The organism is Marinospirillum sp., from assembly GCF_014859565.1.
This window is the reverse complement of record NZ_JACUUA010000434.1, coordinates 1-1,499: the sequence shown is the minus strand read 5'-3', so window position 1 is coordinate 1,499 and position 1,499 is coordinate 1. Positions and strand designations below refer to the sequence as shown.

The 1,499-nt window shown below is 53.2% G+C and carries 1 protein-coding gene; it reads right to left on the bottom strand.

Annotated features, from left to right (window positions below; genetic code table 11):
- Nucleotides 1-208: 208 nt before the first annotated feature.
- Nucleotides 209-1,426 (bottom strand): pyridoxal phosphate-dependent aminotransferase, encoded by a 1,218-nt coding sequence (locus tag IBX50_RS20535; RefSeq protein WP_292258282.1) that lies wholly within the window; start codon nucleotides 1,424-1,426, stop codon nucleotides 209-211.
- Nucleotides 1,427-1,499 lie beyond the last annotated feature (73 nt).

Here is a 1,499-nt window from a genome sequence, read left to right as displayed (position 1 = left end):
TGCAGCAGGGTGTGCAGCAGGAGAAACATAACACTGCTAAAAACTTGCTGGCACTGAATATGATGAGTGATGCCCAGATTGCTCAGGTTACTGGGCTGGATGAAAAAGTTATCTCTGAATTACGCCAGTCCATGATCCAGCACTAACAGCTTTTATCCTTTTATTTGTTCACAAAGCCTGCGGTAAGCAAACCGCAGGCCGGGTGTGACTATTTATAATCCTTCCCCAGTTTCTGTTTTTTCAACCAGGGGATCATGCGTTCGAAGGCTTCTTCAATTTGTTCCATGGAATTGGAATAACTGATTCGAATGTAGTTGGAGCATTCCTCACCAAAGGCGTCACCGGGGATGACACAGACCCCGGTTTCGTCGAGCATTTGTAAAGCCAGTTTGCTGCCGTCGGTGCCTTTGGGCAGGGATGGGAAGATGTAAAAAGCGCCTTGGGGTTCATAACCTTGCAGCCAGGGTGCATCATTAACCAGTTCCACCACCCGATCCCGCCGTCGGCGGTATTCAGCCACCATGGTATCCACACAGGATCGATCCCCGCGTAAGGCTGCCACGCCTGCCCATTGTGCCGGGGTGTTGGCAACGGTGGTGGTGAACATGTGGTAACGCCGCAGTTTGCGGATGGCACCCTGACTGGAGATGATCCAGCCGATGCGTAATCCCGCCATGCTGAAAGTCTTGGAAAAGCTGGAAATCGACATCACGTGATCCAGATCCGAGGTGCAGCTGATCACGCTGGGAAAGTCCATGTGATCCAGAATCAAATGGTCATACACCTCATCGGCAAACACATAAATGCCGCGGTAGGCCGCTTCCTGCACGATAGCTTCCACGGTTTCTCTTGGGTACACCGTGCCGGTAGGGTTGCTGGGTGAGTTGAGCACAATGGCAAAAGTACGCATGCCCATGGCATCAATCACTTCCTGCGGGTCGATCTGGTGACCCTGTTCCGCGCGGGTGGGGATGAGTTTCACCTCACCACCGTTCATACGAATCAGTGGCGCATACAGCAGAAAGGTTGGGTCGGTGCAGATAAACTGGCGTCCCGGTGCAGCGGTGGCTGACAGCGCCAGATACATGGCTTCGGTGGCACCGGTGGTGATCAAAAAGTTCTCTTCCGTCAGGCGATCCACCTTGTAACGCTCGGAATAATAATCCCGCAGCGCGGTCAGCAGTTCCGGCAAACCGGCATCCATGGTGTAACCCGTCTGCCCGGCACGCAGGGCATCAATGTGTGCTTCGATGATGTGTTCCGGGGTGGGAAAATCCGGCTGCCCGATGGACAGGTGAATCACATCCTCCTTGCCTGCAGCCATGTTAATCATGCGCCGAATGCCGGGCATGGGTATCGCATGCATGGATGGCCCGAACATTGACACTTCGGAACGATCGTACATTTCTGTATCCATATCACTCATCAGCAACTCCTGAAATGGTCGGTTGATCCGTGGTCTGGGTTTCAGACTTAGGGTTTCAGACTTAGGGTTTCAG